The organism is Micromonospora sp. NPDC049139, from assembly GCF_055586845.1.
In genome coordinates this window covers 191,480-200,041 of sequence record NZ_JBVJHK010000012.1, presented here as the reverse complement: position 1 = coordinate 200,041, position 8,562 = coordinate 191,480, and the positions used below count along the sequence as shown (strand labels likewise).

General features: G+C 75.9%; 2 protein-coding genes. One reads left to right on the top strand and one right to left on the bottom strand.

The window, feature by feature from the left end:
• Entirely contained in the window at window positions 1-2,820 is a 2,820-nt protein-coding gene (locus ACZ6Q9_RS21100; protein WP_396829448.1) for a condensation domain-containing protein, read from the bottom strand.
• A gap of 182 nt (window positions 2,821-3,002) precedes the next feature.
• Between ACZ6Q9_RS21100 and ACZ6Q9_RS21095 the strand changes: the two genes are divergently transcribed.
• On the top strand, window positions 3,003-8,561 hold the full coding sequence (locus tag ACZ6Q9_RS21095) for an amino acid adenylation domain-containing protein (protein WP_396829447.1): 5,559 nt from the start codon (window positions 3,003-3,005) through the stop codon (window positions 8,559-8,561).
• Window position 8,562: the final 1 nt, after the last annotated feature.

Genomic DNA, 8,562 nt, shown 5'->3' with positions numbered 1-8,562 from the left:
TCAACGCGTGGCGGCGATGTGCGCCGTGTCGTCGACGGCCGCCTCGACCAGCAGCGCCTCGACGCCGCGCAGCAACCCCTCGGCCCGCCCGGGCGGGAGGTACCGGGTGTCGGCGGTGACGATCAGCTCGACCGCGCCGGGCGCGTCGCGCACCTGGAGGCGGCACCGCCACGGGAACTGCGCCAGGTCCGGCAGCCACCGGACGGTGCTTCGGGTCAGCAAGGCCCGCAGGTCGGCCTCGTCCGGTCCGGCCGTCAAGGGCCGGGCGGGGCGCGACAGGCGGGCGTCGTTGAGGTAGCAGAACGGGGCCAGGAAGGTCCGGTGGTCGTGGCCCAGCTCGGTGACCGCCTGCTCCCACGCCGTCGGGTCGTAGTAGGCGTGCCGGTAGGCGTCCAGGGCCGAGCGTCGCGTACGGGACAGCAGCTCGGCGAAGCCGGGCCGGTCGGCCAGGTCCACCCGGCAGAACCCGATCTGGTTCAGGGTGCCGACGGCGCGGTCGTGGTCGGGTTGGAAGCGGTTGTTGGCCATGACGACGATTCCGCAGGCGCCCCGCCCGCTGCCCGCGTCCAGCACGGCGGCGGTCGCCGCCAGCAGGGCGTCGGAGGTGCTGACCCCGTGGCGGGCCGCCACCAGCCCGGTCGCGTGGTGCAGCGCCGGGGACACCAGCGAACCGCGCAGGTGGCGGGCCGCCGCCGCGGACGGGTCCGGGTCGGACAGGCTCCCGGTGAGGCCGTCCAACTGCCGGACCCAGTACGCCACGGCCCGCTGCGAGCGCCCTGTCCCGACGCGGCGTTCCCGCTCGGCGAGGTCCAGCGACTGAAGACCGGGCGGCGTGTCCAGCGCGCCGCGCAGCAGGAGCGCCCGCAGGTCACGCAGCACGGTGTCGGCGGCGTGCAGGTCCACGACGGCGTGGCTGAACACCGCGACGATCTGCCGTACCCGGTCGTCGACCGTGACCAGCGCGACGCGCAGCGGCCACTCGGCGACGTGGTCGAAGCGCGGCTCGCCCAGCCGGGCGGTCAGGGCAGCCGCGGCACGCCGGCCGTTGGGGTCGTCGGCCGGTCGGGCCACGGCGTGGACGAGGACCGGCAGCCGGCCCGTCGCCGCCGCCTCCTGGTGCAGCTCCCGGTCCCGGAGGCGGAACCGGGTACGCAGCGACTCGTGCCGGGCGACCAGCGCGCCGACGGCGTCCAGCGCCCGGGGCACGGTGAGGTCGGCCCGTGCGGGGACCGTCAGGGTGCGGGGGAGGGCCAGCACCCGGTAGGCGGCGGGGGAGTCGAACTCCTCGACGGTGCGCCACATCGCGCGTTGCCCCCAGGTCAGCGGCGCACTCGCGGCGCGTCCGCCGTGGAAGGACGCGTACGCCACCTGCTCGGTGCCCGTGGCGTCGGGGGTGACCGGCCCGGCGGCGGCCGGGAGCCCGGCGCGGACGGACGACCACGGCCACGGCACCGCCGCGAAGGCCGCCTCGACCAGCAGCTCCTCCAGCCCACGCAGGAACGGCTCGACGGCGTTCATCGGAAGGTGGCGGGTGTCGGCGGTGAGCGTGACGCCGACCCCGGCCGGCTCGTCGACCACGTGGGCCAGCAGGTGCCAGGCCGCCTGCTGGAGGCCGGCGGTCCAGGAGAAGGTGCTGCGCTCCACGGCGGCCCGTAGCTCGCCGGGGGTCACCCGGGGCGCCGGCTCGGCACCGCCGGTGGCCAGTCGGACGTCGTTGAAGTAGTGGTACGGCAGGAACGCCGAGTCGAGGTCGACGCCCTGGGCCTCGAAGGCGCGGCGCAGCGCGGGCGGTTCGTAGTAGGCGTGCCGCAGGCCGTCCAGGGACGCGGCCCACACCCGGGACACCAGCTCGCCGAAGTCGGGACGCCCGGTCAGGTCCACCACGCAGAAGCCGATCTGGCCGAGGTTGGCTACCGCGTCGGCGTACTCGACGCGGAACCGGTTGTGGGCCATCGGGAACAGGCCGCACAGCTCGCGCCCCGAATCGCGGGCGGCCATCGCCGTGTACCCGGCCAGCAGCACCGCCGACACGCTGACCCGCTGCCGGGCGGCGATCAGCCGGGCGGCGGTGTCGATGGCGGAGGAGACCAGCACGCCCCGGCGCAGCGGAGGGTCGAGCCCCGGCCCGGTCGGGGTCAGCGGCCGGCGGGGCAGGCGCTGGAACTCCCGCAGCCAGTGCGCCACGGCCCGCTCCGAGCGGCGCCGGTCGGCCCCGTGCTGGCGGCGGCCCACGTCCGCCGACTGCGGGCCGGGCGGCGTGGGCAGGGGGCCCCGGAGCAGGATCAGCCGCAGGTCGCGCAGCACCACCTCGGCGGCGTGCGCGTCCACGGTGGTGTGGCTGAACACCACCACGATCTGCCGTACCCGGTCGTCCACCGTGACCAGCGCGACCCGCAGCGGCCACTCCTCGGCGTGGTCGAACGCGACGTCGCCGAGGCGGCCGGCGGCCTCCCGGGCGGCCCCGGACCCGTCGTCGGCGCCGGCGTACACCAGCAGCGGCAGCACCCCGGCCGCCGCCGTCTCCTGGCATGGCTCGCCGTCGCTCACCCGCAGCCGGGTGCGCAGCGCGGAGTGCCGGCCGACCAGCTCACCCACCGCGCGGGCCGCGGCGGCCACGTCCGCGCCGGCCCGCGCGGAGACCGCCACGGTACGCCGCAGGTTGAGGAAGCGGTGGTTGGACCCGAACCGGGTGAGCGCCCGCCACAGCACCTGCTGCGCCCAGGTCAGTGGCGCCGTTCCGGCCCCGACGCCGGCGAACTCGACGTGCACGAGGGCATCCGACGCCCACTCGGCGGGCACGACCATGTCGGTGAATCGCATTCCCGACCGTACGACGGTCCGTTCCGGTTCCGGATCGCTCGATCATCTTGTCCACCGTGGACCAACAGCTTCCGGACCGCTCGATCATGTTGTCCACAGTGGACCGATCAGCCGATCCACCCGGTTGGTTGCGGCGTGCAAACTACTGGCTCCCGTCCGTCACCGCAGCAGAGGGTACCCGCGTGACCAACGTTGACGTACCGTCGCGGAGCCCTGCCCTCGCGCCGGCCGCCACCCGTCCCCCCGCCGACCCCCGCCTGTCGTTCGGCCAGGAACGGATCTGGTTCACCGAACAGCTCACCCCCGGCACCGCCGCGTACGTCGTCCACTCGACCACCCGGCTGCGCGGGCCGCTGGACGTCGACCTCCTGCGCGCCGCCCTCGACGCCACCGCCGGCCGGCACGACAGCCTGCGCATGCGGTTCGTCGAGAACGCCGACGGCGAACCCGTCGTGCACGTGCTCCCGCAGGTGCGGGTGCCGGTCACCGTCACCGCCGCGCCGTCGGAGGCCGCCGCCCGCGCGCTGGTGGCCGCCTCCGTCGCCACCCCCTTCGATCTCGGCCACGCGCCGCTGCTGCGGGCCCTCGTCGTCCGGCTCGGCGACGAGGAGCACCTCGTGCACCTCGCGATGCACCACATCGTCAGCGACGGCTGGTCACTGGACCTGCTCCTCGGCGAGCTCGCCGCCACCTACGCCGCGCTGCGCGACGGTGGCGTCCCACCCCCGGCCCCGGCCGTCGACTACGTCGACTACGCCGCCTGGCAGCGGGACCGGCTCGACGGGCCGGCCACCGGCGACGGCTTCGCGTACTGGACCCGCGCGTTGGCCGGGGTGCCCGCGCTGGAGCTGCCCACCGACCGCCCCCGGCCGGCCGTGCAGTCGTACGCCGGCGCCACGTACCGCTTCGCCCTCGACGCCGACCTCACCGACGGCCTGCGCCGGCTCAGCCGCGCCCACCGCGCCACCCTATACATGACCCTGCTCACCGGTCTGCAGGCCGCGCTGTTCCGGTACAGCGGCCAGCGGGACTTCGCCGTCGGCACCCCGGTCGCCGGCCGGGTGGTGCCGGAGCTGGAGAACCTCGTCGGTCTCTTCGTCAACACCCTCGCCCTGCGCGCCGACCTCTCCCCGGTCGCCGCGACCGCCGACGCCCCGGCCGCCGAGCCCAGCTTCGCGGCCCTGCTGCGGCGCACCCGCACCACCGTGGTCCGGGCCCTGGCCCACCAGGAGATCCCGTTCGAACGGCTGGTCAAGGAGCTCAACGTCGCCCGCGACGTCAGCCGCTCCCCGGTGTTCCAGGTGCTGTTCACCCTCCAGAACTACGCCCACGGCGGCGACCGCTGGCCCGCCGGCCTGCACGCCGAGGGCGTGGGCACCGACGCCGCCACCGCCCGCTTCGACCTCTCGCTCTACGTGGGCGAGACCGCCGACGGCCTGCGCTGCATGGTCGTCCACAACACCGACCTGTTCGACGCCGCCACCGTACGCCGGCTGGCCGGCAGCTTCGAGACGCTGTTGCGCGCCGCGGTCGCCCGGCCGGACCTGCCCGTCGTCGACCTGGACCTGATCGGCCCCGCCGAGCGGGACCGGGTGCTCGCCCTCGCCCGGCCCGAGCGTGGCGACGCCGGCGCGGACCAGGCACGCCATGACCACCGAGCCGACCACCCGGCCGCCGGCGCCGGCGTCACCGGCCCGGCGCACACCCTGGCCGACCTCATCGCCCCCTTCGTCACTGCCACGCCCGACGCGCCGGCCGTGGTCTGCGGGCCGGACACGCTCACCTACCGGGAGCTGGACCGACGGGCGAACCGGCTGGCCCACGTGCTGCGCGCCCGCGGCGTCGGCCCGGAGCGGCTGGTCGGGGTCCTGCTGGAGCAGTCCGTCGACCTGGCCGCGACGCTGCTCGGGGTGCTCCGCGCCGGCGGCGCGTACCTGCCGCTGGACCCGGAGCAGCCCGCCGCCCGGCTGGCCCTGATGCTCGCCGACGCCCGCCCGACGGTGGTGCTCACCAGCGCGGACCTGCGGGACCTGCTGCCCTCCGACGCCCCGACCGCCTGCCTCGACGAGATCGCCGTCGAGGCCGCCGCCGTGCCCGACACCGCACCGGAGACCGGGGCGACCGGCGGGAACCTCGCGTACGTCATCTACACCTCCGGCTCCACGGGCACGCCGAAGGGCGTCGCCGTGGCGCACCGGCAGGCGCTGCGCTACCTCGACGGGGTGGCCGACCGGTTCGCGGTCGTCCCGGCCGCCCGGTACGGGCTGCTCCAGTCGATGTCGTTCGACTTCAGCGTCACCCTCTTCTACCTGGCGCTGGCCACCGGCGGCGCGGTGCACCTGCTGCCCCGCCGCGGCACCGGCGCCGAACTGGCCGAGCGGCTGCGCGACGGGCACATCGACTACCTCAAGATCACCCCGTCGCACCTGGCGGCGCTCACCGCCGACGCCGAGCCGGCCGAACTGCTGCCCGCCCGCGCGCTGATCCTCGGCGGCGAGGCGTCCGACCTGGAGCGCGTCGGCCCGCTCGCCGACGCCGGCCCGGCCCAGGTCTTCAACCACTACGGCCCCACCGAGGCCACCGTCGGCGTGGCCACCTACGAGGTGGTCGCCGACAGCCCGCGCACCGGCCCGGTGCCGATCGGCCGGCCCCTGCCGCACGCCCGCGTGTACGTGCTCGACGAGCGGATGCGCCCGGTGCCGGTCGGGGTGGCCGGCGAGCTGTACCTCGGCGGCGACCGGCTCGCGCGCGGCTACCTGAACCGACCCGGCCTCACCGCCGAGCGGTTCGTGCCCGACCCGTACGGACCCCCGGGCGCCCGCCTCTACCGCACCGGCGACCTGGGCCGCTGGAACGCCGACGGGCAACTGGTCTTCCTCGGCCGCCGTGACCACCAGGTGAAGATTCGCGGCTACCGGGTCGAGCTGGGGGAGATCGAAGCCACCCTGCGGAACTGCCCCGGCGTACGACAGGCAGCGGTGCTGTTGCGCGACGACCGGCTGGTGGCCTACCTGGAGCCGACACCCGGCGCGGACGGGCCGGACCCCGCGCGCCTGCGCCGCCGCCTCGCCGACCGGCTGCCCGAGCACATGGTGCCGACCCGCTGGATGGTCCTGGACCGGCTGCCGCTGCAGGAGCACGGCAAGGTCGACCGGCGGGCCCTGCCCGAGCCGACCGACGCACCGCCGGGCGGCGAGCGGGTGGCGCCGGTCGGGCCGGTGGAGACGCTGGTGGCCGGCATCTGGCGGGCCGTGCTGGGGGTGGCCGAGGTCGGCGCCACCGACGACTTCTTCGACCTGGGCGGGCACTCGCTGCTGGCCACCCAGGTGGTGGCCCGGCTGCGCCGGGAGCTGCCCGTCGTCGTGGGCGCCGAAGCGCCGGCGGTCAGCGTGATGGACCTCTTCCGCCACCGCACCGTACGCGAGCTGGCCGCCCTCGTCGCCGGGGTCGCCGCCGGTCCCGCCGGGCCGCTGCACGAACTGACCCCGCCGGTGCCGTCCGCCGAGCGGGTCGCCACCCTGGTCTGCGTTCCGTACGGCGGCGGCAGCGCCGTGGTGTACCAACCGCTGGCCGACGCGCTGCCGGCCGGGTACCGGCTGCTGTCGGTGGCCGTGCCCGGGCACGACATCGGCCTCGCCGACGAGCCCGCGCCCATCGCCGACGTCGCCGCCGACGTCGTCGCGGAGATCCTGGCCCGGGTGGAGGGCCCACTGATCCTCTACGGACACTGCGGCCCCGGCGGCGCGCTGGCCGTGGAGGTCGCCCGCCGGCTGGAGGCCGCCGGCCGGGACCTGCTGGCGGTGTACCTCGGCGCGGTCTTCCCGTTCGCCCGGCCGGCCGGCGGGCCGCTCGGCCCGCTGCTGCGGCTGCGGCTGGCCGAACGCCTGCGCAGCGACCGGATCTACCGCACCTGGCTGCAGGCGCAGGGCACCGCCGTCGGGTCGCTCGCGCCCGACGAGGTCCGGTTCCTGATCCGGGCGATGCGCCACGACGCCGAGGTCTCCGAGGACTACTTCACCGACCTGATGCGCCGGCGGGTCACCCCGCTGCGTGCGCCCGTCATCTCGGTGGTCGGCGAACGCGACCGCAGCACCGACTACCACGAGGAGCGGTACCGGGAGTGGCACCTCCTCACCGACCGCACCGCCCTGGTCGTGGTCGACGAGGGCGGGCACTACTTCCTCAAGTACCGGGCCGCCGAGCTGGCGGAGATCGTCACCGACGTGCACCGACGCCTCGACGGGCCGCCACCCGCGCCGGCCGAACCGGACGCCGCCCGGCCCGCCTGGCAGCTCACCGCCGTCTCCCACCGGCCCGCCGGCCCCCCACCACCGGGCGCCGACACCCCGGCGGACACCGCGCCGCCGCCCAGCATGCGCCGCTTCGGCCTGGTCGCCACCGGCCAGATCGTCTCCGGCCTGGGCACCGCGCTGACCACCTTCGCGATCCCGCTGTGGATCTACACCGAGACCGGGTCGCTCGCCCGGTTCGCCCTCTTCGCCGTGCTGGGCCTGCTGCCCGGCCTGCTCGTCGCCCCGCTGGCCGGGGCGCTGGTCGACCGGACCAGCCGGCGGCGCGTCCTGCTGCTCGCCAACGCGGCCGCCGGCGGCGCCAACGCGGTGCTGGCCGGGCTCGTGCTCGTCGACCGGGCCGAGGTGTGGCACTTCTACCCGCTGACGGCGTGGCTGTCGGTCGCGCTGGCGTTCCAGCGCCTCGCGTTCGTCTCGGCGCTGCCGCAGCTGGTGCCCAAGCGTTACCTCGGCCACGCCAACGGTCTCACCCAGACCGCCGTCGGCCTCACCCAGTTCACCGTGCCGCTGCTCGCCGTGGCCCTGCTACAGGCCGTCGGGCTCCGGGGCATCCTGCTCATCGACGTGGCGTCGTACCTGTTCGCGATCGGTGTCCTGGCGGCCGTGCGGTTCCCGCGCACCCTGGCGCTGCAACGGCGCGAGGGCATCGGCGCCGAGATCGTCGCCGGCTTCCGGTACTCGCTGCGCCGCCGGGAGTTCCGCGCCATGCTGGCGTTCTTCGCCGCGCTGAACTTCTTCCTGTTCCCGGTGCTGTTCCTGCTCTCCCCGCTCGTGCTCGGCTTCGCCGACCTGGACGAGGTGGCCCGGGTCGCGCTGGCCGGCGGGGTCGGCGCGGCCGTCGGCGGCCTGGTGATGCTGATCTGGGGCGGCCCCCGCCGACGCCGGATGCGGGCGGTGCTGCTGGGCACCTGCGGCATCGCGGTGGCCGCCGTGCTGACCGGGCTGCGACCGAACCTGCTGCTCATCGGCGTGGGCGCGTTCGGCATCTACCTGGCCCTCGGCATCGTCAACGGCGTCTACCACACGATCATCCAGACCAAGGTGCCGGCGCGCGTCCACGGCCGGGTCTTCGCGCTCAACCAGATGGTCGCGCAGTCCACCCTGCCGCTGGGCTGGGGCGTCGTCGCCCCGTTCGCCGCCCGGGTCGCCGAGCCGATGCTGCTGCCCGACGGCGCCCTCGCCGCCACGGTCGGCGCGGTGATCGGCGTCGGCCCGGGCCGCGGCCACGGCCTGCTGTACGTATTGTTCGGGGTGTGCATCGCGGCGACGGCGCTGGTGTCGCTGCTCACGCCGACCCTCGCCCGGTTCGACGACGAGGTGCCCGACGCGCCGCCGGACGACCTGGTCGGCATCGAGGAGCGCCGCGCCCGGGTCGCCGGTGTCCGGGACCGCCGGGAACCCGCCGCCACGACCGGACGGAAGGCCGCCTGAC

Coding starts and splice junctions, on each gene's coding strand:
- ACZ6Q9_RS21100 (WP_396829448.1), bottom strand. CDS start 2,820: ATGCGATTCACCGACATGGTCGTGCCCGCCGAGTGGGCGTCGGATGCC.